We start from the raw sequence: 22921 nt of genomic DNA on the forward strand, positions 1-22921 counted from the left end.
GAAGGCAACTGGGCCGGCGCTCTAATCGGTAGACGTCACCGCCCCGGCCGTGCCGGACTATGGGGCCGCCTCTCCAAAGCCGACAACCTCCTGTAACAGCGCAGACGCCAGCCTCAGGCTGGCGCCGGTGCTGACGAGCAGGGCCGGCAGGGTTAGCCATTCCAGGGTCCAGGCGGCGCCAGACCGTTCGTTCTCGTGCAGCATCGCGTGGGTGAGCGTGCCGGAGAGACCGGCGGTGTGGTGCGCCAGCGCCACCAGCAATTCGGCCTTCACTGGATTGTTCTTGTGCGACATCGCTGACGACGTACCGCCCGCAGCGAGGGTTACCGCGCCGACCTCGCTCTGCGCCATCAGCGCGAGGTCAGTGCCGATCTTTCCCAGCGTTCCAGCGAGCATTGCTACCCGCGCGCCGAGGCCGATCAGCCGATCTCGCACCGTGTGCCAGCACGGTGCGGCGCCGAGGTCGAGGCGGCTTGCCAGCGCTTCGGCAACGCGGTCGCCCTGCCCCTCAAAGCTGGATCGATTGCCGATCGGACCGCCGAGCTGGACAACGAGCAGATCCGGGGACAGTGCGGCAAGTGTCGCCCGGTGCCGCGCCAACGCCTCGTCCCAACTGCGGAGCTTGTCGGCTACGGTGAACGGCAACGCGGCCTGCATCCGCGTGTGCGCCATCACGGCGGTGGCACCGTGTTGCTCGACGAGGCTTGCGAGTTGCATCCTAACTGTGTCGATACGGCTTTGCAGCACCGGCAGAATATCCCGGAGCTGCAGCACGAGGGCAGTGTCGATCGCGTCCTGGCTGGTCGCGCCCCAATGCAACGCTGGCCGGCTTGACGCCGGGAGGGCGGCGCGAAGCTGTGACAGCAGCGCCGGCACCACCACGCCATCCCGCGCCATTCCCGCCAGCAGCCCGGGCCAGTCGGGGACGAACTGCTCCACAGCCAGCGCGATCTCCTGGGCCGCAACCTCATCGATCAGGCCGGCCTCCGCCTCAGACTGCGCCAAGGCAACCTCGAAGCGCAGGATTGCCGTGAGCTGCACCTCGTCCGACAGCAGCGCCTCGAGCTCCGGATCGCCCGCCAATGCCCCGAGCAGCCGAGACATCAGACTGACCCAAGGGCCATGGCGATGCCCTGTCCGACACCGATGCACATGGTCGCAAGGGCCAGCTTGCCGCCGCTCAGCGACAGCTCGAGCGCGGCAGTGCCAGTGAGACGGGCGCCGGACATCCCGAGCGGGTGTCCCAGGGCGATGGCGCCGCCGTTCGGATTGACGTGCGGGGCGTCCTCGGCAATCCCCAGTTCACGCAGCACGGCGATGCCCTGGCTGGCAAACGCCTCGTTGAGTTCGATGATGTCGAAATCCTGCGGCGTGAGGCCGAGCCGAGCGCAAAGCCGCCGGGTCGCCGGGGCGGGACCGACGCCCATAATGCGCGGTGGCACGCCGGCGGCGCAGCCGCCGAGCACCCGGGCAATCGGAGTGAGGCCGTACCTCGTCGCAGCTGCCTCGGACGCGATGATCAGCGCAGCGGCGCCATCGTTGACACCGGAGGCGTTGCCGGCGGTGATGGTGCCGCCCTCGCGGAACAGCGTCGGCAGTCGAGCCAAAGCCTCGAGCGTGGTATCGGCGCGCGGGTGCTCGTCGCTGTCTACGAGCAGCGGGTCGCCCTTGCGCCTGATGATGCTGACCGGCACGATTTCCCTCGCCAACCGTCCGTTGCCCTGGGCCGCGACCGCCCGCTGCTGGCTGCGCAGCGCGAAGGCGTCCTGGTCGGCGCGGCTGACGCCGAAAGCTTCGGCGACGTTCTCGGCGGTTTCGGGCATCGAATCGACGCCGTACTGCGCCTCGAGCACCGGGTTGATGAAGCGCCAGCCCAGCGTGGTGTCGTAAATCTCGGCATGGCGCGAAAACGCGCTCTCGGCCTTGGGCAAAACGAACGGCGCGCGGCTCATCGACTCGACGCCACCGGCGATGATGAGTTCAGCCTCGCCGGCCTTGATGGCGCGGGCGGCGGTGATGACCGCGTCCATGCCAGAACCGCAAAGCCGGTTGATGGTGGTGCCGGAAATCCCGACCGGCAGGCCGGCCAGCAGCAATGCCATGCGAGCGACATTGCGATTGTCCTCGCCGGCCTGGTTGGCGCAGCCGAAGATCACGTCGTCCACAGCGTCCCAGTCCACGCCGGTATGTTCCGCGAGCAGTGCCTTGAGCGCCACGGCACCCAGGTCGTCGGGCCGGACGGAGGCGAGGGCGCCGCCAAAGCGGCCGATCGGGGTGCGGCGGAAGGCGCAAATGAAGGCTTCGGCCATCTCACAGCTCCGGGGTGACGAGGTCGCCGACATTGGCGGTAACAAGCAGTTCGGCGCCGGTCACCGCCTGTAACTCGTCGATGCTCATCCCGGCCAGCTTCTCGCGCAATACGAAACGCCCAGCTTCGATGTCGATGACGGCAAGGCTGCTATAGACCCGCGTCACGCAGCCGACGCCGGTCAGCGGCAGACTGCAGCGCTTGACCAGCTTGGGCCGGCCATCCTTGGTGACATGGTCAGTGATCACCGCCACGCGCTTGGCTCCATGCACCAAGTCCATCGCGCCACCGACCGCCGGCACTCCCTTCGGGCCGGTCGACCAGTTGGCGAGATCGCCGTTCTCGGCCACCTCGTAGGTACCGAGGATGGCCACGTCGAGATGGCCGCCGCGCACCATGGCAAAGCTATCGGCGTGGTGGAAGAAGGCGGCGCCCGGCCGCAGCGTCACAGCCTTCTTGCCGGCATTGATCAGGTCCCAGTCTTCCTCGCCCTCGGCCGGGCTCTCGCCGAAGTTGAGGATGCCGTTCTCGGTGTGGAAAATCGCCTGCCGGCCCGGCGGCTGGAACTTCGCCACCATTTCGGGAAAGCCGATGCCGAGATTGACATAGGCGCCGTCCTCGATGTCCTGCGCTGCCCGCCAGGCGATCTGGGCGTTGGAAAGCTTGCTCATTGGTAGGCTGCTCCGACGCGGATCAGCGCCTCTTCCTGTTGCGGGGCGGGAACGACGACCACCCGCGTGACGAAGATGCCGGGGGTGATCACCTGCTCGGGGTCGATTTCGCCGGGCGCCACCACCTCGCTTGCCTGGACGATGGTGAGCCTCGCCGCTGCCGCCATCAGGGGCGAGAAGTTCCGCGCCGCCTTGCGGTAGGTGAGGTTGCCCATGGTGTCGGCACGCTCGGCCTTGAGCAGCGCCGCGTCGGCCTTCAGCCAGCGCTCCTCGACATACATCCGACCCTCGAACTCGGCAGTCGGCTTGCCTGCTGCGAGGTCGGTGCCGAAACTGGTCGGGGTATAGAACGCCGGAATGCCGGCGCCACCGGCCCGGATGCGCTCGGCCAGCGTGCCCTGCGGCACCAGCTCCAGGGCGATCTCGCCGGCCAGATACTTCTCGGTGAAGGCGCGCGGGTCGGACGAACGCGGAAACGAGCAGACCATCTTGCTGACCATCCCGGCATCGATCATTGCGGCGATGCCGATGCGGCCATTGCCGGCATTGTTGTTGATGAGCGTGAGGTTGCCGGGCCTGCCGGTCGCCTTGAAGCGGTCGATCAGGGCGTGGATCAGCTCGATCGGCGCCCCGGCCCCGCCGAAGCCGCCGATCATCAGCGTCATGCCATCGTCAATGCCGGCGATGGCCGCGGCGAGATCGGGAACCGTCTTGTCCATGGCAAAAGTCCTAGAAGTCGAAGAACACCGTCTCACCCTCGCCCTGCAGACGAATGGCAAGATCATAGCGGGCTCGGCCGTCGACCTCCGATCGCCTGGCGATCAGCGTTTGGCGCCGGCGCGGGTCCATGATGCGGCTGAGCACCGGGTCAACCGCATTGGCGGCTGTCTCATCGTCGAAATAGAGCCGCGTCTGCAGCGCCATATTGATGCCGCGCGCTACGATCCACAACGAGACATGTGGCGCCATCGGCTGGCCGTCGGGACCGATGACCCGACCGGGCTTCACCGTATCAAACGCGAACGCCCCTGCCCCGTCGCAAGCGGCGCGCCCCCAGCCCTGCCGATGCACGCCGTCGCTGTCGGCCTGCCAGAGTTCGACGACCGCATCACCGAGCGGCGCACCGGACCCGTCATGGATCGACGCGGCAATGGTGACGCGCGGACCATCACCGGCGGCGATCGGTCCCGAGCCGAGGTCGGGCCGGTTCGGGCCACCTATCCCCTCGAGGCTGGGCGTCATCCCGATGTGCACATAGGGGCCGGCCGTCTGCGACGGGCTCTCCTTGAGCGGCGGCAGCCGGTTGAGCATTAGTTGCCCTCCATCCGGTTCTCAAACAGCGTGGAGCGGCGCCCTCGCAGCACGATGTCGAAGCGGTAGGCCAGGGCGTCCATCGGCGTGGTGTTGTACCGGTCCAACCGGGCGATCAACTGCTCCACCGCAACGCGATCCGGGATCGCCAGCGCAATCGGATCCTGCCAGATCATCGGGTCGCCCTCGAAATACATCTGGGTGATCAGCCGCTGCGCGTAGGCGTGGCCGAACACCGAGAAATGGATATGTGCCGGCCGCCAGTCATTGCCGCCATTCGGCCATGGGTAGGCGCCCGGCTTGATGGTGCGGAAGTGATAGTAGCCGTCATCGTCGGTGATGGCGCGGCCGCAGCCGCCGAAATTGGGGTCGAGCGCCGCGACATAGCCCTCGCGCTTATGCCGGTAGCGGCCGCCGGCATTGGCCTGCCAGAATTCCACCAGCGTGCCGCGCACCGGCCGGGCGTTCTCGTCAAGCACCTGGCCGTAGACGATCAGGCGCTGCCCGATCGCCTCACCCCCGTCCTGGCTGAAATTGCGGATCAGATCATTGTCGAGCGGCTGGATGATGCCGTGCCCGAAGGTCGGGCCGGTGAGTTCGGATTTCGTTTGCCCCAGCGCCAGCAGCGCCTGTCTGGGCGCCCGCAGTGTCGTGCTCTTGTAGCCCGGGGTGTCCGCTGGTGGATGCCAGGCGCGGTCGCGCTGGTAGAGCTGACCTTCGTCACCATAAGGCGGGACGATGCTCATGGCCGCGTCTCCAGTTCTCGCTTGGCGATGCGAAACGCCCGGTTGGCGGCCGGCACCCCCGCATATGCCGCCACGTGCAGGAGCGCCTCCTTGATGTCATCGGGCGTCGCGCCGGTGTTGGCGGTGGCGCGCACGTGCATCGCCACCTCCTCGTCGTGGCCGAGCGCGGCGAGCAGCGCGATGGTGACCAGCGAGCGCTCGCGCTTCGTCAGCCCCGGGCGCGCCCACACCGAGCCCCAGGCGCCCTCGGTGATGAAGGCCTGGAAATCGGCATCGAACGGCGTCTTCGCCGCTTCGGCACGGTCCACATGGGCGTCGCCGAGCACGGCGCGGCGGGTCTGCATGCCGATGTCGAACGGATCAGGCATGGCCGACCTCCAGGAGATAGTCACGGATGAGCCCAGCCACGCGCTGCGGCTGGTCGATACACGGCAGGTGGCCGGCATCTTCGATGGCCGCAAAGTGCACGGCGCACAGACGCTCCGCCATGGCGCGCACCAGTTCGACCGGGGTCGACTGGTCGGCAGCGCCGGCGAGTACCAGTGTCGGCTGCTTAATATCGCCGATCTCGGCGGTGAGGTCGGCATCGCGCAGCGCGGCGCAGGTGCCGAGATAGCCCGCTTTGGGCGTGCGGAGCAGCAGGTTGCGCCAGCCTTCTATCTCGGCCGCGCGGCCGGCGCGCAGCGCGTCGGGGAACCAGCGCTGCATCACGCTATCGGCGATTGCGTCGAGTCCGTCGGCCTCGACCGCCGCAATACGACCCGACCACAGGGCCGCGTCGCCGATCTTCGTCGCCGTGTCGCAAAGGACAAGGCCGGTGATCCGCCGGGGATGATCGAGGGCGAAACGCTGGGCGATCAACCCGCCGACGGAAATACCGACCAGCGCGAAGCGGTCGATCTCCAATGTGTCGACCAGTTCGCGCAAATCGGCGGCGAGTTCGGCGATACTGTAGGGACCGGGCGGTACGCTCGACAGGCCGTGCCCCCGCTTGTCGTAGTTGACCAGCCGGTAGTCCGGCGCCAACTCGTCGACCACCGCATCCCAGATGCGGATGTCGGTACCGAGCGAGTTGCAGAAGACGATCGGCAGGCCGCGCGGCTGGCCGCTGAGCCGATAGTGGACGGTGCCGAAGCTGGCAGCGGCGAAGGCCATCTCAGGCCGCCAGCCGCGCCAACAACGCCTTCACCGCAATGGGGTATCCGGCTGCCCCGAACCCGGCCATCACCGAGGTCGCGACCATCGATACATAGGAGCGGTGATAGATCGGCTCCCGCCGATGGATGTTGGAGATGTGGAGCTCGATGATCGGACCATCGAACTGCTTCAGCGCATCGAGCAGCGCCAGCGAGGTGAAGGTGAAGGCCGCCGGGTTGATGATGATCCCTGCCCCTTCGTCGATCGCCTCATGCACCAGCTCGATCAGCGTCTCTTCGCTGTTGGTCTGGTGGAAGGCGACCGGCGTCGCCCCCGCTGCCTCGCGGCACATCGCCTCCACCTCCGCCAGCGTGGTCGTGCCGTAGATTTCCGGCTCGCGTTTTCCCAGCCGGTTGAGGTTGGGACCGTTGAGGACATAGATCGGCTTCATGGCGTGATACTCGGGGAGACGTAACCGAACAGCTTGGGCAGCCACAGCACCGTGTCGGGCACGAAGGTGAAAACGAACAGCGCGATGATCAGGCCGACGAGGAACGGCGCCACATCGGCGACCAGCGCCCGCATCGGCGTATTGGCGATACGCGTCATGATGAACAGCAGCAGCCCATAGGGTGGTGTGATCAGCCCGAGCATGATGTTGACCACCACGACGACGCCGAAATGCACCATGTCGATGCCGAGCGCCTGCGCCGTGGGGATCAACACCGGGACGATAACGAGGAGGATCGTCGTCCCCTCGAGCACGCAGCCGATCAACAGCAGCAGGATGTTGACGGCGATGAGGAACATCACCGGGTCGAGATCCCAGGCCAGCAGCGTGGCGCTGATGGTGCGCGGGATGTTCTCGATAGTGACCACGTAATTGAAGACCAGCGCGCCGGCGATCAGCATGCCGATCGAGGCTGTGGTCTTGGCGCTGGTCAGTACCGAGTTGTAGAGGTCCGGCAGTTTGACCGCCCGATAGATGAACACCGAGACGATCAGGGCATAGAAGGCAGCGACGGCTGCCGCCTCGGTCGGCGTGGTGACGCCGCCATAAATGCCAAACATCAGCACTGCCGGCATCAGCAGCACCGGCAGCGCCTGCCAGGTCATGCGCGGCAACTGCCGCAGCGGCACCGGCTCCTCGACCGGGAAGTTCCTGATACGGGCAGTGATGGCGACCTGCAGCATCATGACGCCGGCCATCAGCAGCCCGGGCAACACGCCGCCGAGGAACAGGTAGCCGATCGAGGTGTCGGCAACGAGCGCATAGAGCACCATGGGAATGGAGGGCGGGATGATCGGCCCGATAACCGCGGTGACGGCGGTGAGCGCCGCGGCGTAGCTCGGCGTGTACTTGCCGTCCTTGGTCATCATGTACTGCATCATCTTGCCGGAACCGGCAGCGTCGGCGATGGCCGAACCGGACATGCCGGCGAAGACAATGGACTGCAGGATGTTCACCTGCGCCAGCCCGCCGCGGAAGCGCCCGACGACAGCATTGCACCAGTTGAGCAGACGCGTGGACAGACTGCCGGAGTTCATGATCTCGGCCGCGAGGATGAAGAGCGGCACCGCCAGCATGATGTAGTTGGTGTACATGCCGTTGAGCAGCTGCTCGGCGGCGATGCCCATGTCCTGGCCGCGCATCAGCAGGTAGAGGATCGAGCCGGTGATCATCGACACGCCCATGGGCAGGCCCATGAAGGCCAGCACGGTGATGAGGCCGAGCGAAAGGGCGAAGGCGAGCGACATCGGCTCAGATCCCGGACTTGATTTTGGTGACGTCGATCGCGTCGCCCGGCCGGCCCCAGATCGCCTGGTAGCCCAGCCAGAGCTGGCGCACGATCATGGCGATCGCGAACAGGCCGTAGATCGAATAGAGCCAGTCGAAACGGATCTTGAGGTAGGCGGTCTTTTCCACCTTCATGAAGCCGATGTAGTCGAGCACCGCCGGCAGCGAGATGGCAAAGAAGAACACCACCGTCACCGCGCAGATCACCACCATGGCACGACGGGTGCGCTCGCTGACCGTCGAATAGAGCAGATCGAAGCGGATCTCCTCATGGTCCCGCACCACGAAAGCGGTGCCGAACAGCACCAGCCACACCCACATGATGACGCTGATCTCGTGGGTCCAGCCGATGGGGAAATTCAGCAGGTAGCGGAAGATAATCTGCACGATGAAGACGACGAACATCGTCGCCAGCATTGCTGCGAGCAGGTTCTCCGCGCGGGCATGCAGCCAGGCGCCGATCCGCGTGAGTGAGGCCATCTGCCGCTCCGGACAAAAGGATGGGCAGCGCCACAAGGCGCCGCCCATGTAAAGCACTAGAGCGCGTTGATCTTGTCGAGCGCCCCTTCGGGCCAGCTCTTGGCGAGCTCGGACTCGAGGTAGAGCTTCTGCGCATTGGCGCGGAAGGCGTCGACGTCGGGCGTGTGGATCTTGAGGCCGTCGGTCTCGAACTTCTTCAAGAGCTCTGCCTCGCGCTCGACGTGCTTGGCCTGGCTGAAATCGATCGCCGCCGTGGCTGCCGCCTGTAGGGCATCCTGGTCGGCCGGCGCCAGCTTGTCCCAGGCCGCCTTCGAAATGACCAGCAGGTCGTAGCCGACGAGGTGGGAGGTGAGGACGATCTGCTTCATCACCTCGTAGAACTTCATGTTCTCGACATTGGGCAGCGGATTGTCCTGCCCGTCGATCGCCCCGGTCTGCAGACCCGTATAGACCTCGGCATAGGCCATCGGCGTCGGATTGGCGCCCAGCGCCGTGCCGAGGAACTGCCAGGCATCGCCACCCGGCATGCGCAGCTTCACGCCGGCCATGTCGGCGGGGGTCTGGATTTCCTTGTCGATGCGCAGGCCTACCTGGCGAATGCCGAAATAGGTCGGTCCGAGGATACGAATACCGAGCTGCTCTTCGGCCATCTTCTTGAACTCGGCACCCAGCTCGCTGTCGAAGAACTTGCGCAGGTGCTCGGCGTCGCGGAACAGGTAGCCCGAGGTCAGCAGCGACCAGGCCGGGATCTGGTTGGAGACGTCCTGCGGCGCGATATTGCCCATTTCTAGGTTGCCGCGCTGCAGCGCTACCAGCTCGGTGCCCTGCTTGAACAGGTTGCCGCCGTAATAGGGCTCGAGCGTCGAGAACCCAGCCACGCCCTCGCCGAACTGCTTCATCATCTCGGCGCGGATATCCTGCTCCGAGAACACTGCCGAAAAGCGCAGCACCGGCTTGTCCTGTGCCAGCACCGGTGTCATCGCGCTGACTGCCAGAAGCGCTACGGCGCCGAACAGGGTTGCTCGCCGTTGAATACGGAACGTCATGTCCATCCTCCACTTGGGAACCTGTCGGCCCCGCTACCCGCGTCGCGGGCAATCCCTCGATCAACCCGCCTGAACGGGCACTCCCTCGCCTTCAGGATCTTGTTGTCCATCCAGCTTCAGTCACTTTGTACGAAATGGTTCGTACATGTCAATCGACGGCATTGCCTGTCGACCGCTCGCCATCCGGCTGGACACTGAACCTACGTCTTGCCATTCGTCAATATCCATTTTATCGGATGATCGTGGTATTATCCGATATCAAGAGGTGGGCATGGACGACGCGGTTGCGGTGGACAGCATTGGCGAGATGACCTTCCGGACCATCCGGAGCGACATCATCCATGGCGTGCTCCGCCCGGGCGACAAGCTGACGCTCGACCGGCTAAGGCAGCACTACGAAGTCAGCGTCGGCACGCTGCGCGAAGTGCTGACGCGGCTCGCCAGCGAAGCTTTCGTCGTTGCCGAGGGCCAGAAGGGCTTTGCCGTCGCGCCGGCCTCCGAAGCCGACCTGCGTGAACTGGGTGCCCTGCGCCTGCTGCTCGAGGAGCATGCCCTGGCGCTCTCGCTCGCCACTGGCGATCTCGAATGGGAGGGCCGTGTCGTTGCGGCGCACCACAAGCTGGCGGCCATCGAAAAGCGGCTGCTCGCCGGCGAGAGCAACCGCACCCCCGAGTGGATCCGCTACGATCGCAGCTTCCACGAGTCGCTGATCTCAGCCTGCGGCTCACGCTCACTGATGGCGATGCACACCTCGGTGTTCGATCGCTTCGTGCGCTACCACATGCTGGCCGGCAGCTTCCGCGGCAAGCCGGTCGCCGACGATCATCTCGCTTTGCTCGAAGCCGCCCTCGCCCGCGACGGCAAGACCGCGCAGAGGCTGCTCGACGCGCACGTGAACAAAGGCATCGAGCATGTGGTCAGGAGCGGCGCGATCGGCCGGTAGTGCCTCGCGGGCCGACCAAGGCCAGCCAGGAAGGCTTCAACGACCGTGCCCGAAGCAGAAATTCAAGCCTCCGCCCGGAAATGCGCCATCATCGCAGCTCGATCAGGCGCAATCCCGGTGAACAGCTCGAAGGCCTTCACCGCCTGGTAGACCGCCATGCCGGTACCGCCCAGGGTGCGGCAGCCCAGCCGGCGCGCCGCCTGCAGCAGCGCCGTATCGGCCGGGAAGTAGATGATCTCGGCGACCCAGTGCGAGGCGCGCAGCAGTTCGCCTGGAAACGCCAGCCCCGGGTACTTGGCCATTCCCACCGGCGTGGTGTTGACCACTCCGCTAGCGCCCGCAAGCGCCAGCGCCGGATCGTCCGTTGCGTCGACCTCAGCGCCGAAGCGTTCGCCCAGCCGTTCGGCGAGGCCCCTGGCGCGACCGAGCTCGGTTTCGCAGAGCGTCAGCTTGCGCCCGCCCAGCGACAACAGTGCGTGCCCCACGGCCGCGCCGGCGCCCCCTGCCCCGAACTGCACGATAGCCTCCATCGGTGCGCCGGCGAGGCCCTCGCGAAAGCTCTCGGCAAAGCCCCAGCTGTCGGTGTTGTGGCCGGTGCGGCGGCCGGCCATGAGTACCACGGTGTTCACCGCCCCGATCGCCGCGGCTTCCGGCGCCAGGTCGTCCAGCAACGGCAGCACGGCCTGCTTGAACGGGTGGGTGACGTTGAGGCCGGCAAAGCCAAGCGCCTCGGCCAGCTCGATCATCGCTCCGAGATCGTGATCGGCCAGCCCGAGCGTATCGAAATCGATCAGCACGTAGGTGTAGCCGACGCCGAGGCGACGGCCCTCGAGCTCGTGCATGCGAGGAGTCTTGGAGGCCTGGATACCGCGTCCCAGCAGCCCGACGACGAATTGGCGACCACCCGCCGATTGTGCCTTGCGGCGCGTCGCGACCAGGTCGCCCAGCTGCCTCCGGGCCTCGTCGACAACGGCTGAAATCACGTTCGTCTCCACCAGCCGCCCGGGCCCCGCCGCCCGGAGCGGACGTCACACCCTTGTCATTCGGCCCGCCCCACCGATAATGGTCTGGCTACGTACGCGCAGTGATGTACGAACTGGTTAGTTTAGTCAATCTCTCCGTCGGGAGGGACGGAGGAACGGCTTACATGGCGCCCAAGGCCGCAAAACCCGAGGCTCAGAGCGGGGTCCGCACCCAGGACCCAGAGGGCACGCGGCACAACATCATCGAAGTCGCCTCGGAGGAGTTCGCCCTCAACGGCCTGTCCGGCGCCCGAATCGACGAGATCGCGGCACGCACCCGGTCGTCCAAGCGGATGATCTATTATTACTTCGGCGACAAGGAAGGCCTCTACCTGGCGGTGCTGGAGAACGCCTATCGCAAGGTTCGCGAGGGCGAGGCCAAGCTCGACATCGGCGGGCTGTCGCCGCTAGATGCGCTGCGCCGGCTGGTGGAATTCACCTTCGAGCATCACCACAAGCATGAGGATTTCATCCGCATGGTGATGATCGAGAACATCCACCATGCCGAGTACCTGGAGAAATCCAAAGTCATCCGGCAGCTCAACGTCACCGCCATCGGGACCATCGAGACGATCTATGAGCGCGGTGTGGCCGAGGGGTTGTTTCGCGCCGGGCTCGACCCGATCGAATTGCATTGGCAGATCAGTGCGCTGTGCTTCTTCAACGTTTCCAATCGAGCGACGTTCTCCAAGCTCTTCGGCCGTGACCTGAGCACTTCCAAAGCCCAGGCCGTATTGAAGCGCAACTCGGTGGACATGGTGCTTCGATACATCGTCCGCCCGGAGAAACTGCCGACCGAATAGCCATGCGGGCGGTAACTTGACCGCAACCGGATCAGTCTCTACCGATTATGTACGAACTAGTTCGTTTATTGGAGGAGACGATGCGGACCTCGATTGCCACGGTCTCGATCAGTGGCGAGCTCCCCGACAAGCTTGCTGCCATCGCGGCTGCCGGCTTTGACGGGGTCGAGATCTTCGAGAACGACTTCCTCGCCTTCGACGGCAGCCCGGCAGACGTCGGCCGGATGGTGCGCGACCACGGCCTCGAGATCTGCCTGTTCCAGCCGTTCCGCGACTTCGAGGGTATGCCGCCATCGCACCGGCAACGCACCTTCGATCGCGCCGAGCGCAAGTTCGACGTCATGCAGGAGCTCGGAACGGACCTGCTGCTTGTCTGCTCCAATGTCTCGACCTTGGCGCTGGGCGGCATCGACCGGGCGGCCGACGACTTTCGTGAGCTGGGGGAACGTGCCGGCAGGCGCGGGCTGCGCGTCGGCTATGAGGCGCTGGCCTGGGGCAAGCACATCAACGACCACCGCGATGCCTGGGAAATCGTGCGGCGAGCCAACCATCCCAATATCGGCCTCGTGCTCGACAGCTTCCACAGCCTGTCCCGCCGCATCGAGATCAACTCGATCCGCTCGATCCCCAGGGAGAAGCTGTTCATCGTTCAACTGGCCGATGCGCCGCAGATCGACATGGACCTGCTGTACTGGAGCCGCCACTTCCGCAACATGCCCGGCGAAGGGGATCTGCCGGTGGCCGAGTTCACCGCGGCCGTGGTCGATACCGGCTATAACGGCTACTTCTCGCTGGAGATCTTCAACGATCAGTTTCGTGGGGGTTCGCCGCGATCGATCGCTGCAGACGGTCACCGCTCCCTCATTTACCTCGGCGATCGAGTGCGCCGCTCGACCGGGTCGGAGACGTTGCAGCTCGAGCCGATACCCGACCGCATCGAGGTCAAGGGCGTCGCTTTCGTCGAATTCTCAGCCGATGCGGCCGATGCCCTCAACCTCGGCGCACTGCTGACCACGCTGGGCTTCACGAGGATCGCCGAGCACCGCTCCAAGCAGGTGACCCTCTACCAGCAGGGCGAGATCCGGATCATCATAAATACCGAGGGTTCCGGCTATGCGCACACCGCCTTCAAGTTGCACGGAACGTCGGCCTATGCACTGGCCCTCATCGTCGACGACGCCAGCGCGGCCATGGCCCGGGCGCTTGCCCTGGGCGCCGAGCAATTCCAGCAAGCCGTAGCGCCAGATGAACTCGAGATCCCGGCCATCCGCGGGATCGGCGGAAGCCTGCTCTATCTCGTCGATGGCACCAGCAAGCTGGGCCGGTTTCAGCAGATCGATTTCGAACCAGCCGGTCTCGATTTCGAGGAACTGCCGCGACCAGCCGGCCTCAACAGCATCGACCACCTGGCGCAAACCGTTCCCTATGACCAGATGCCGACCTGGCTGCTGTTCTACAGCTCGATCTTCCTGGCCGACAAAACCCCGATGGTGGATATCGTCGACCCTTCGGGGGTCGTCCGCAGCCAGGTGATCGAGAATAGCTCGGGGGCGCTCCGCATCACCATGAACGGCGCCGAAAACAGTGCGACCCTCGCTGGCCACTTCCTCGCCGACAAGCTCGGCTCAGCCATCCAGCACATCGCCTTCGCGACGAGCGACATCTTCGCCAGCGCCGCCGCTCTCGACAGCAACGGCTTCCGCTCGCTGCAGATCTCGCCGAACTACTACGACGACGTGGAAGCCCGCTTCGGCCTCGAACCTGAGTTCACCGACCGGCTGCGCAAGCACAACATCCTCTACGACCGCGATGAGTGGGGCGAGTACCTGCAGCTCTACAGCACCACCTTCGGCCAGGGCTTTTTCTTCGAAGTGGTGGAGCGCCGTGGCTACCGCGGCTACGGCGCCGCCAACGCCATCTTCCGGATCGCCGCGCTGAAGAAGGCTATCCGCCGGCTTGCCAGCTAGGGGGTCATCGCGCCGTTTCGCGCTGAATGTACTTTCGAGTGCCAGACTGGCGCGGCCGGCAAACCTCCCACGCGCCGGCGGGGAGACCCGACCGCTATGGCCCGCGCCCCCTCCCGTGACCGGCGACATTGTGGCGCTTGCGCGTCAGCATAATTCTGATAATCACACTCATGTTTTAAACGGACGGCAGGCGGTCGGGGTGACCAGGGTGCGACTTGAGGATTTAGAGGACATGACGGCGCTGCCGGAGGCGGCGGCCAAGACCGATGCGCCGGTCGGCGTGCCGAGCTTCACCACCGAGGAATTGTTCGGTGGCGCCACCGAGATCGGCATCGCGCACCAGGGCCTCACCTACCGGCTGCGGATCACGCGGCAGGGCAAACTCGTCCTCAACAAATAGGAGCGCCCATGCGCCTCACCCATGCATTGCTGCTGGCGACGCTGTGCGCCACGCCGACCCTGGCCCAGGACGCCCCGGCGGCTCCCGGCCTGGCGCTGGAACTCAACGCGCTGACCCCGAGCGAAACCGGCTGTCGCGTCACCTTCCTCGCCACCAACAGGCTCGGCACCGAGCTCACCCGCTCGGCCTTCGAAATTGCGCTGTTCGGCGCCGGCGGCGGTATTGAGCGGTTGGTGTCGCTGGATTTCAAGGCGATGCCCGAGGGCAAGACCCGGGTGCTGCAGTTCGATATCGGCGAGCTCGGCTGCGACAAGGTGAGCCGGGTGCTGATCAATGACGTGGTGGCCTGCGAGGGCACGGGGCTCGATCCGAAGGTCTGCCTTAGTGGCCTCAGCACCGTGTCGCGCCTCGATGGCGTGGAGTTCGGCATCTGATGGAAACGGTGATCGAAGCGGTGGAGCCGGTTGCGGCGGCGCACGACATGTCGATGTTCGCGCTGTTCATGCAGGCGGACTGGGTGGTGAAGTCGGTGATGCTGGGGCTGCTGTTCGCCTCGATCGCCTGCTGGGCGGTGATCTTCGCCAAGGCTGCCGCCTATGCCCGCGCCAGGCGCGAGATGAAGGCATTCGACAAGATCTTCGCCTCGGGCGAGCCGCTGAACCAGATCTACGCCCGGCTGAAGGACGGCCCGCGCACCGGGCTCGGCGCGCTGTTCGCGGCGGCGATGGAAGAATGGAACGGCAGCCATGCCGACAATGCTGCCAATTCGGGCGGCCTGCAGGCGCGGCTCCGCATCGTGCTCGACACCACGGTGGCGGCCGAGAGCGAGAAGCTCGATCGCAGCCTGTCGCTGCTTGCGACAGTGGGGAGCGCGGCGCCGTTCGTCGGGCTGTTCGGCACGGTGTGGGGTATCATGAATGCCTTCACTTCGATCGCCGCGGCGAAATCCACCAGCCTCGCCGTGGTGGCGCCCGGCATCGCCGAGGCGCTGTTCGCCACGGCGCTCGGGCTGCTCGCCGCCATTCCGGCGGTGATTGCCTACAACAAGCTCAGCGGCGACGCCGGGCGGCTGATCGGCCGGCTCGAGGCGTTCGCCGACCGGGTCTCGGTACTGCTGTCGCGGCAGCTCGATGCGCGGGGGAATGCCTGATGAGCATGTCGCTGCAGAGTGCACGTGGGAAGCGCGGCCGACGTGGGGCGATCAGCGAGATCAACATGACGCCGCTGGTCGACGTGATGCTGGTGCTGCTGATCGTCTTCATGGTGACGGCGCCGCTGCTGACCTCGGGTGTGCCGATCGACCTGCCGCAGAGCAACGCGCCGGAGATGAAGGTCGAGGGGACGAAGCCGCTCACCATCTCGGTGACGCCGGAAGGCCAGGTCTATCTCGGCGAAGACGAAATCTCGCTCGAGACGCTACTGAGTTCAGTGGCGGCAGCGGCGGGCGACGCCGGCACGCAGCAACGGCTCTACATCCGGGGCGATGCGACCGCCGATTACGGGCTGATCATGCAGGTGATGGGCGATTTGAGCCGCGCCGGCTATGCCCGCATCGGGCTGATCACGCAGCAGCGCGAACCGTAAGATGAAGAAGGCCGCCCTCGCTTCTGCCAGCATCCATATCGGCCTGATCGCCGGGGCGTTCGTGTTCCTGAACCTCGAGCCTGCGATCGACGAAACGGCGGCGGAATCGGTGGCGGTCGAGATCATCTCGGTCGACACGGCGACCAGCAATCCGACCGAGGAGATCAGCGAAGCGACCGAGACGCTGGTCTCGGCTGGTGCCGAGGTCGAGGCCGAAGAAGTACCGGAGACTGCCGAGGCCGAAATGGTCGAGGTGGCGGAGGCCCAACCGGCCAAGGCGGTCGAAGCCGTAGCGGCGCCGGTCGAGGTCGCCGAGATCACGCCGGCCGAGAGTGAGGAGATCGCCTCGGCCGAGGTGCTCACCGCGGCGGCGGATCCGATCGCGCCGGTTGAGGCGGCGATGCCGCAGCTGGTCGACGGCGCGGCGACGGTGGTTGCCGACAGCGTGGCGCCGTCGCAGTCCGATCCGCTCGAAGAGGTACGCACTGCGACCGTAGCTCAGCTGACGCCCGAGCCGGCAATGCAGCAGATCCCGCCGGCACTGGTGCAGCCGGTGGAGGTGGTGAAGCCGCTGGAGACGGCAAGCCTCGCACCGGTGGTCGAAGACGAGCTGCAGGTGGCGCCGATCCCCAAGCCGCGCATCGTGCGGAAGGCGGTCGAGGCGAAGGCCGAGCCGGCGAAGGAACCGCCCAAGGACCAGCCGGCCGAAAAGCCGAAGCAGGCGAAAAAACCGGCCGAGAAAAAGCCGGAGAAGAAGAAGCCGTCGCAGCAGGCCAGCCTCGGCAATGGCGGCGCGGCCGAGGCCGATACCGCGGCAAAGAAATCCGGCGGTGGCGCCGGCAAGAAGAATGACGGCGGCAGCGCGGCGGCGAGCAAGTACCCCGGCCTGGTGCAGGCCAAGGTCACCCGCGCCGCCAAGTACCCTTCGAAGGCGCGCGGCGACGCCGGCGAAGCTTTGGTGAGCTTTACCGTCGGCGCCAGTGGTACAGTGACGAAAGTCGCGCTCGCCCGCAGTTCGGGAAACGATGCGCTCGACAACGCCGCGCTGGCGGCCGTCGACCGCGCCGCGCCCTTTCCCCCGATTCCCGAGGCAGCGGGACGATCGAGCTGGTCGTTCACCGTGCCGGTCTATTTCAAGAAGTGAGTTCGATGATGACCGAAGACAAGAAGAAGGACGTGCTGCTCGAGACCACCGCCGAGGCGGTGCGCGAGGCCAAGACGCTGATCCGCTCGGCGCGCTCGGGCTCGATCGCGACGATCGAGCCGGGGACCGGCTGGCCGATCGCCACCCGCGTCGGGGTCTCGACCGATTATGACGGCGCGCCGATCATCCTCGTCTCGAAGCTGGCCGCCCATACCGGCGCCCTGCTCGCTGATCCCCGCTGCTCGCTGCTGATCGGTTATCCCGGTAGGGGCGACCCGCTGGCGCATGCCCGCGTCACCATCGCCGCAGAAGCGCGCGAAGTGGAGCGCGACAGCGAGGAGCACCAGCGGCTCGATACGCGCTACCTGATCCACCAGCAGAAGGCCAAGCTCTACTCGGGCCTCGGCGATTTCCGCTACTTCCGTCTGGAGCCGAAGAGCGCCTCGTACAATGGCGGGTTCGGTCGCGCCTATGCCCTGACCCGCGACAACCTCCTCAACGCCAACCCGGCCAATCCGGAGCTGGCAGCGAGCGAAGCGGATGCCATCGAGCACATGAACGACGACCACGGCGAGGCCGTGGGGCTTTATGCCGAGCACTTTGCCAAGGCGGCGCCCGGCAAATGGCGGCTGATCGGCGTCGATGCCGAAGGCATGGACCTCGCCGACGGCGACGACATCCGCCGCATCTGGTTCGAGAGCGAGCTGACCTCGTCCAAGGACATGCACATGACGCTGGTGAAGATGGCCGGCGAAGCCCGCCGGGCGCTCAACCGGCCGCTGAAGGACGCGAGGGTCGCGTCGTGAGGGCCCTGATCTCCGCCGCGCTGCTGCTGATGGCATCACCGGCACTGGCACAGCAGGCGAGCCTGCCGGGCGGCGCCTCGGCGCTCAACGAAGCGCATGGCAGTTGGACGGTGAACTGCGCGCTGGTCGAAGCCGGCAAGGACTGCGCCTTCTCACAGACCGCCGGCAACCCGCAGACCGGCAGCGCGCTGGTGGCGGTCGAACTGGCGGCGCCGACCGGCAACAAGGCCGAGGGCATGCTGCTGACGGCGTTCGGGCTCAGGCTCGATGCCGGGGTGCAGCTCGGCATCGACGGCCAGCAGTTGGGGCAGGCCCGGCCGTTCCTCACCTGCGTGCAGACCGGCTGCCTGGTGCCGCTCGATTTCGACGAGGTGGCGCTCAGCGCCATGAAGGTCGGCACGGTGCTCGAAGTCACCGGCGTCAAGGTCGACGATGGTCAGCCGGTGACGGTGACACTGTCACTCGCCGGCTTCACTGCCGCCTACAACCGCACGGCGGAACTGGCGCAGTAGCGTTTAATCTTGACTCAGATACTCATCTTTCATAGAGCGTGAACATCGGTCCATTTAGACCGTGGAACAGCCAGCCAAGCGGCGTGCGGCGCGCCGACAGCCAGCCAACAATTTCGGTTTCTTTTGGGGGCAGGCATGTCTTATCGGCCGCTTGTCGCGCGTGCGTTGGCACGCGCGAATATCTCACCTTGGCATCTCATCGGCATCAGCGTGGTGGCGCTGCTCTGCGCGGTTCCGCAGCCGGTCGCGGCGCAGGAACTGACCAATGCGCAGACCACCATCCTCAAGCGCATCACGGTCACGGCGACCCGCTCCGCGAAAAGCGTGCTGGACGTTCCCGCGACGGTCACGGTCATCGACAGCGAGACCCTGAAAGAGCGGATGGTCAGAGACATCCAGGACCTGGTCCGGCTCGAGCCGGGCGTACAGGTTGATCGCTCGTCCTCTGCCACTCAGCCGTGGGCGCAACTGGGCGGCTTCACCATCCGTGGCGTCAGCGGCAACCGGGTCAAGATGCAGGTGGACGGTTCGCGCACCATCGAGAGCATCATCGACGGCGGCCGCGACGTAATCGATCCGTGGAACATGAAGCAGGTCGAAATCGTCAAGGGACCCGCCGGCGTGCTGTGGGGTGCGGATGCGCTCGGCGGTGTGGTGTCGTTCCAGACGCTCGATCCCGAAGACCTGCTCTACGACAGCGACAAACCTTGGGCCGTCGAGGTGAAGACTGCATTCGACAGCTACGATCGCAGCTTCCGCCAGCAGATCAACGCCGCATATGATTTCGGTAACGGGCTGCAGGTGCTGGGTTCGCTCGGCCACGTGTCGTCGCATGAAGCAACGCTGTCCAACGCCCGGGCCGACGGTGGCATCTGGGGTTGCGCCCGCGCGCCCAACTGGTCTTGCGACAAGTTCTTCCCCACCGATGCCGAGGCCTACAATGCCATGGCGAAGGCGGTGTGGACACCCAATAACGACCATCGCGTCGAAGTCACCGCCGAGTTCAACAACCGGCAGACCGACGTCGAGCAGGTGGACACCTCGGCCAACGCCGTGACCGGCACGCCGACCACCACCAGCCAGTACAATGTCGATCAGTGGACCCGTTCGGTCATCGTCGAGCGCCCACGCTTCGCCATCGAGCATGAGTGGCAGGTCGACAACGGCTTCATCGACAGCCTGACGTGGAATCTCAGCTACTCGCCGCAGCGGCGCGGTACCGACAGCTTCAAGCGCCAGAGCTACGCCTTGCCGGTGTCCTATTACACCACCAACCATGCGGTGCGCGACTATCGCGAAGCCTTCCTCGAGGCCGAGATCCAGGCGATCTCGAGCTTCGACCTCGGTGGCAGCAGCCATACGCTGACATATGGCTTCGACGGCGACATCTCCCATACGCTCTATGACGACTACACCGACACCTATAACTCGCGGACCGGTGTCTCGGGGCATACCGAGTATAACGGCTTCAGCTTCCCCGACGTCGAGACGGTGCGTGCCGACCTCTACATCCAGGACGAGATCAGGCTGCTCGACGAGAAGCTGACGATCACGCCGGGCTTGCGCTACGCCACCTATTCGATCGATCCGACCAAGGGCAAAGCGCCGCCATATCTGCCCGGCTTCAAGCCTGAGAAGATCGACTCGCAGACGCTGATCAAGAGCCTGTCGGCCAAGTACCAGTTCACCGAAGCTGTCTCGGCCTACGTTGCCTACAACGAAGGCTACAAGATGCCGACCAGCCAGCAGCTGTTCGTCTCGAGCCTCGATCCCTTCTCCGGCGGCGAAGTGATCCCGAACCCGAACCTGCGCCCCGAGACAGTGAGGAGCTACGAGGTCGGCGTGCGCGGCGAGTTCGAGAAGGGTTGGCTGAGCGCTACCGCGTTCCACTCCGACTATACCGACTTCATCGAGCGTCTGCAGGAGGTCGCGCCAAATACAGACGTCTACACCTCGATTAACCTGTCCAAGGTGAAGCTGTCGGGCATCGAGCTTGCGGGGGAACTCGAGGTCTACGAGAACCTGTTCTTCAACGCGGCCGTTACCTACCAGTATGGCCGCCAGCAGACGTCGCCCACCGCAGCGGAGAACTGGTACGAGCGGGCGACACCACTGACGGCAGTGTTGGGCCTGCGCTACGAACTGCCCGAGAACAACCTCGAGTTCGAGGTATTCGGCACCTTTGCCGATGGTGTGCAGCACCGCAACGACCCGAACGCTTTCAAGCCGGGCGGATACGCGATCTTCGATGCTTTCACCACCTGGAAGCCGACCGAGGATATCGAGATCACTGCCGGCATCCAGAACCTCTTCGACACCCGGTACTTCCCCAACACCATCGGCAGCTACAACATGCCGGGTTTCCCGGGTGGCACCAACGCCAGCAACGCTCCGCCGGAGCTGCAGACCGGTCCGGGCCGCACCTTCAAGGTCGGCGCGTCGGTGAAGTTCTAGTCTCACCTACTCCGCGGGAGGGCCTCGTCCATGGCTCTCCCGCTTTTTTGCTTTTGGAGATCCTCGTCATGATCCGCGTGCTCGGCCAGTTCTGGCGCCTCCTGGGGCTCTGCATCAGCGGGCGGGGCGGCAAGCTCGGGCTGCTGCTGTTCGTTGCGGTCGTGGCGCTGAAGCTGGCCGGCGTCTACGCGACGTTGAGGATCATCTCCTGGACCAAGGATTTCTACTCGGCGCTGGAGGCGGTGGATGCCAAGGCGGCGCTCACGCAGATCGGCATTTTCGGCATCATCGTGCTGCTGAACTCGATCCGCGAACTCAGCTCGCAATATCTCAACAAGCTGGTGCTGATCCGCTGGCGCAAGTCGCTGACCGAGGCGGTGCGCGACCGCTGGCTGCGCGGCAAGGCCTATTGGCGGATGGCCGATGGCAGTGGGGTGGACAACCCCGACCAGCGCATCGCCGACGACTGCCGGCTGTTCGTCAGCGGCATGCTGTCGGAAGCGCTCGATCTCATCACCAACATCGTCGCCATCTTCTCCTACGTGGCGCTGCTCTGGCAGCTGTCGTCGTTTCCGCTGTCGTTGACCTTCATCGGCATCGACTTCGAGATCCCGCGCTACATGCTGGTCGCGGCGTTCGTCTATGTCGGGCTCTGCTCGCTGCTGACCCATGTGCTCGGCAGCCCGCTGAAGGCGCTGTATGTCGAGCAGCAGCGGCGCGAAGCAGACTTCCGCTTTGCCCTCGCCCGCATGCGCTCCAATGTCGACGAGATCGCGCTGCTCAACGGCGAAGGCGCCGAGCGCCGTACGCTCGACCAGCGTTTTGGCGGGATCATCGGAAACTGGCGCCGACTGATCAATCGCGAGCTGATCCTCAGTTGCTTCACCTACCCCTACCAGCACACCGTGCTGCGCATTCCGCTGTTCGTGGCGTTGCCCGCCTTCCTCGCCGGCAGCGTCAATTTCGGCGGGCTGATGGAGGTGAGCACGGCGTTCTCGAGCGTCGTGACCACGCTCTCGTGGTTCATCTTCTCGTATCGCGACCTTGCGGACCTCGTTGCGGCATCGTCCCGTCTCGACGGGTTTCTGCGCTCGACCGAGGGCAATGGCGGCGCAGCACCGGTGGTGCAGCCGGGAAATGGGGCGCTGCGCATCTCGGGGCTCAATCTGACGCTGCCGGATGGCCGGGCGCTGCTCGGCGTGAAAGACCTCACGGTCGCGCCGGGTGAAGCGGTGTGGCTGGCGGGCGCCTCGGGACTGGGGAAGACCACTCTGGTCAAGGCAATCGCCGGCCTCTGGCCACATGCCAATGGCCGGATCGAGACACCCGCCGGCAGCATGCTGTTCCTGCCGCAGCGCACCTATGTGCCGATCGGCGACATCACGGATGCCGTGGCCTATCCGGCGACCGCCGAGGCGTTCTCGCCCGAGGTGCGCAAGGCAGCGCTCGAGGCCGTGGGCCTCGGCAATCGGCTCGATGTGACGCTCGGCACCGGCGAGACCGGCACGGGTGGTCTGTCGGGTGGCGAGTTGCAGCGGCTGGCGCTGGCGCGGCTGCTGCTCCATCGGCCGGATTTCGCCTTCCTCGATGAAGCCACCAGCGCGCTCGACGTCGCCGCCGAGACCGAGCTCTTGGCACTGCTGCGTCGCGAACTGCCCGACAGCGCTTTCATCCTCGTCGCCCATCGGAAGCCCCAGGGCCTCGGCACGCTCACCACCGTGGAACTGGGCGCCACTCCGGCTGCTCCGGCCACGCCTCTCGAACCCGTACTTGCCTAAGGATCCCTGCA

Annotated in this window: 25 protein-coding genes; 12 read left to right on the forward strand and 13 right to left on the reverse strand. The window is 65.6% G+C overall.

Going from position 1 to position 22921, the window contains the following annotated elements:
• Nucleotides 1-57 precede the first annotated feature (57 nt).
• The 12 genes from ACSQ23_RS01030 to dctP are packed head-to-tail and all read right to left on the reverse strand — an operon-like array spanning nucleotide 58 to nucleotide 9497.
• Entirely contained in the window at nucleotides 58-1104 is a 1047-nt protein-coding gene (locus ACSQ23_RS01030) for a 3-carboxy-cis,cis-muconate cycloisomerase (protein ID WP_055885448.1), read from the reverse strand.
• The gene (gene pcaF, locus ACSQ23_RS01035; protein ID WP_055885450.1) at nucleotides 1104-2309 is read right to left on the reverse strand and encodes a 3-oxoadipyl-CoA thiolase; all 1206 of its coding nucleotides are present in this window, start codon (nucleotides 2307-2309) and stop codon (nucleotides 1104-1106) included. The genes ACSQ23_RS01030 and pcaF overlap by 1 nt, the downstream gene beginning before the upstream one ends.
• A gap of 1 nt (nucleotide 2310) precedes the next feature.
• Complete coding sequence (locus tag ACSQ23_RS01040; protein WP_055885453.1) at nucleotides 2311-2979, reverse strand: 3-oxoacid CoA-transferase subunit B; 669 nt, start codon at nucleotides 2977-2979, stop codon at nucleotides 2311-2313.
• Nucleotides 2976-3698 (reverse strand): 3-oxoacid CoA-transferase subunit A, encoded by a 723-nt coding sequence (locus tag ACSQ23_RS01045; RefSeq protein ID WP_055885457.1) that lies wholly within the window; start codon nucleotides 3696-3698, stop codon nucleotides 2976-2978. Before ACSQ23_RS01045 ends, ACSQ23_RS01040 begins: the two co-directional genes overlap by 4 nt.
• A gap of 10 nt (nucleotides 3699-3708) precedes the next feature.
• On the reverse strand, nucleotides 3709-4290 hold the full coding sequence (gene pcaG, locus ACSQ23_RS01050) for a protocatechuate 3,4-dioxygenase subunit alpha (protein WP_055885460.1): 582 nt from the start codon (nucleotides 4288-4290) through the stop codon (nucleotides 3709-3711).
• Nucleotides 4290-5036 (reverse strand): protocatechuate 3,4-dioxygenase subunit beta, encoded by a 747-nt coding sequence (gene pcaH / locus ACSQ23_RS01055; RefSeq protein ID WP_055885464.1) that lies wholly within the window; start codon nucleotides 5034-5036, stop codon nucleotides 4290-4292. The genes pcaG and pcaH overlap by 1 nt, the downstream gene beginning before the upstream one ends.
• The gene (gene pcaC, locus ACSQ23_RS01060) at nucleotides 5033-5404 is read right to left on the reverse strand and encodes a 4-carboxymuconolactone decarboxylase (protein ID WP_055885467.1); all 372 of its coding nucleotides are present in this window, start codon (nucleotides 5402-5404) and stop codon (nucleotides 5033-5035) included. The genes pcaH and pcaC overlap by 4 nt, the downstream gene beginning before the upstream one ends.
• Nucleotides 5397-6191, reverse strand: a complete 795-nt coding sequence (pcaD, locus tag ACSQ23_RS01065) for a 3-oxoadipate enol-lactonase (RefSeq protein WP_055885471.1) — start codon at nucleotides 6189-6191, stop codon at nucleotides 5397-5399. The genes pcaC and pcaD overlap by 8 nt, the downstream gene beginning before the upstream one ends.
• Before the next feature lies 1 nt (nucleotide 6192).
• The gene (locus ACSQ23_RS01070; RefSeq protein WP_055885474.1) at nucleotides 6193-6624 is read right to left on the reverse strand and encodes a type II 3-dehydroquinate dehydratase; all 432 of its coding nucleotides are present in this window, start codon (nucleotides 6622-6624) and stop codon (nucleotides 6193-6195) included.
• Nucleotides 6621-7931: a TRAP transporter large permease gene (locus ACSQ23_RS01075; protein ID WP_436089414.1), complete on the reverse strand. Its 1311-nt coding sequence runs from the start codon at nucleotides 7929-7931 to the stop codon at nucleotides 6621-6623. The genes ACSQ23_RS01070 and ACSQ23_RS01075 overlap by 4 nt, the downstream gene beginning before the upstream one ends.
• Nucleotides 7932-7935: 4 nt before the next feature.
• Nucleotides 7936-8451, reverse strand: a complete 516-nt coding sequence (locus ACSQ23_RS01080) for a TRAP transporter small permease (protein ID WP_436089415.1) — start codon at nucleotides 8449-8451, stop codon at nucleotides 7936-7938.
• Nucleotides 8452-8507: 56 nt separating this feature from the next.
• Nucleotides 8508-9497, reverse strand: a complete 990-nt coding sequence (gene dctP, locus ACSQ23_RS01085; protein ID WP_436089416.1) for a TRAP transporter substrate-binding protein DctP — start codon at nucleotides 9495-9497, stop codon at nucleotides 8508-8510.
• Nucleotides 9498-9768: 271 nt separating this feature from the next.
• Between dctP and ACSQ23_RS01090 the strand changes: the two genes are divergently transcribed.
• Nucleotides 9769-10440 carry a GntR family transcriptional regulator gene (locus ACSQ23_RS01090; RefSeq protein WP_055885489.1) on the forward strand — a complete coding sequence of 224 codons (672 nt, stop codon included), beginning with the start codon at nucleotides 9769-9771 and terminating at the stop codon, nucleotides 10438-10440.
• 62 nt (nucleotides 10441-10502) lie between these two features.
• On the opposite strand, the gene ACSQ23_RS01095 is transcribed toward ACSQ23_RS01090, so the two are convergent.
• Complete coding sequence (locus tag ACSQ23_RS01095) at nucleotides 10503-11378, reverse strand: shikimate dehydrogenase (protein ID WP_056003219.1); 876 nt, start codon at nucleotides 11376-11378, stop codon at nucleotides 10503-10505.
• A gap of 209 nt (nucleotides 11379-11587) precedes the next feature.
• On the opposite strand from ACSQ23_RS01095, the gene ACSQ23_RS01100 reads away from it, so the two are divergent.
• The 11 genes from ACSQ23_RS01100 to ACSQ23_RS01150 all read left to right on the forward strand — a co-directional run bounded on the left by ACSQ23_RS01100 (nucleotide 11588) and on the right by ACSQ23_RS01150 (nucleotide 22910).
• Nucleotides 11588-12265, forward strand: coding sequence for a TetR family transcriptional regulator (locus ACSQ23_RS01100; RefSeq protein ID WP_056002809.1), 678 nt, complete (start codon nucleotides 11588-11590; stop codon nucleotides 12263-12265).
• A gap of 80 nt (nucleotides 12266-12345) precedes the next feature.
• The gene (locus ACSQ23_RS01105) at nucleotides 12346-14232 is read left to right on the forward strand and encodes a bifunctional sugar phosphate isomerase/epimerase/4-hydroxyphenylpyruvate dioxygenase family protein (RefSeq protein ID WP_436089417.1); all 1887 of its coding nucleotides are present in this window, start codon (nucleotides 12346-12348) and stop codon (nucleotides 14230-14232) included.
• Between the two features lie 232 nt (nucleotides 14233-14464).
• Nucleotides 14465-14632: a hemin uptake protein HemP gene (gene hemP / locus ACSQ23_RS01110; protein WP_082533565.1), complete on the forward strand. Its 168-nt coding sequence runs from the start codon at nucleotides 14465-14467 to the stop codon at nucleotides 14630-14632.
• Nucleotides 14633-14640: 8 nt separating this feature from the next.
• Nucleotides 14641-15066: a hypothetical protein gene (locus tag ACSQ23_RS01115; protein ID WP_056002814.1), complete on the forward strand. Its 426-nt coding sequence runs from the start codon at nucleotides 14641-14643 to the stop codon at nucleotides 15064-15066.
• A gap of 11 nt (nucleotides 15067-15077) precedes the next feature.
• Nucleotides 15078-15782, forward strand: a complete 705-nt coding sequence (gene tolQ / locus ACSQ23_RS01120) for a protein TolQ (protein ID WP_407065086.1) — start codon at nucleotides 15078-15080, stop codon at nucleotides 15780-15782.
• Complete coding sequence (locus ACSQ23_RS01125) at nucleotides 15782-16216, forward strand: ExbD/TolR family protein (RefSeq protein ID WP_056002820.1); 435 nt, start codon at nucleotides 15782-15784, stop codon at nucleotides 16214-16216. The genes tolQ and ACSQ23_RS01125 overlap by 1 nt, the downstream gene beginning before the upstream one ends.
• Nucleotide 16217: 1 nt before the next feature.
• On the forward strand, nucleotides 16218-17360 hold the full coding sequence (locus ACSQ23_RS01130; RefSeq protein ID WP_436089418.1) for a TonB family protein: 1143 nt from the start codon (nucleotides 16218-16220) through the stop codon (nucleotides 17358-17360).
• An 8-nt stretch (nucleotides 17361-17368) separates the two neighbouring features.
• The gene (locus tag ACSQ23_RS01135; RefSeq protein ID WP_055885511.1) at nucleotides 17369-18166 is read left to right on the forward strand and encodes a HugZ family protein; all 798 of its coding nucleotides are present in this window, start codon (nucleotides 17369-17371) and stop codon (nucleotides 18164-18166) included.
• Nucleotides 18163-18678: an invasion associated locus B family protein gene (locus tag ACSQ23_RS01140; protein ID WP_055885515.1), complete on the forward strand. Its 516-nt coding sequence runs from the start codon at nucleotides 18163-18165 to the stop codon at nucleotides 18676-18678. The genes ACSQ23_RS01135 and ACSQ23_RS01140 overlap by 4 nt, the downstream gene beginning before the upstream one ends.
• A 165-nt stretch (nucleotides 18679-18843) precedes the next feature.
• Complete coding sequence (locus ACSQ23_RS01145) at nucleotides 18844-21132, forward strand: TonB-dependent hemoglobin/transferrin/lactoferrin family receptor (RefSeq protein WP_436089419.1); 2289 nt, start codon at nucleotides 18844-18846, stop codon at nucleotides 21130-21132.
• 68 nt (nucleotides 21133-21200) lie between these two features.
• Nucleotides 21201-22910, forward strand: a complete 1710-nt coding sequence (locus ACSQ23_RS01150; RefSeq protein WP_436089420.1) for an ABC transporter ATP-binding protein/permease — start codon at nucleotides 21201-21203, stop codon at nucleotides 22908-22910.
• The last annotated feature ends 11 nt before the right edge of the window (nucleotides 22911-22921 follow it).

This window comes from Devosia sp. LjRoot16, from assembly GCF_964252795.1.
GTDB lineage: Bacteria > Pseudomonadota > Alphaproteobacteria > Rhizobiales > Devosiaceae > Devosia_A.